Annotated in this window: 1 protein-coding gene; it reads left to right on the plus strand. The window is 49.3% G+C overall.

Annotation, left to right across the window (positions count from 1 at the left end):
• Positions 1–161 precede the first annotated feature (161 nt).
• A partial coding sequence (locus tag A3750_RS18130) for a cytochrome c oxidase subunit 3 (protein WP_197475138.1) occupies positions 162–582 on the plus strand: 421 nt, incomplete at its 3' end.

Here is a 582-nt window from a genome sequence, read left to right on the forward strand (position 1 = left end):
TCTGGGTACATTGACGTTGTCATACACCCTGTTTGATCAGACTGAAACTTTGGCACCCGAAGACTTGGAGCAAGCCTTACAACAAGCAGCACTGTGAAAATAATAATTGGACGTCCGCGAGCGGTTTAGCGCGTCTTGAATGAGAATAGGAGTCTAGATAAATGAGTGCAGAAACATCTTATTATGTGCCGGCGCAGAGTCGTTGGCCTATCGTTGCAACCATCGGTTTATTCTTGACACTGGTGGGCGCAGGAAGCGTTATGAACGCAGCTTCTGCTGGTGAGAGCACCGGCATGTCTTGGTTAATGTTCTTTGTCGGTTCATTGATTATGGCGTATATGCTGTTCGGCTGGTTTGGCCACGTTATCCAAGAAAGCCGTGCTGGCATGTACAGCGAGCAGATGGATCGATCATTCCGCTGGGGAATGAGCTGGTTCATTTTTTCGGAAGTGATGTTTTTTGCCGCTTTTTTCGGTGCGCTGTTTTATGTGCGGGTCTTTTCCGTGCCATGGATCGGCGGTGAGGGCAGCAATGCATCAACCGGTGAATTGCTTTGGCCCGAGTTTCAAGCAACGTGGCCGT

It is taken from the genome of Oleiphilus sp. HI0079, assembly GCF_001635105.1.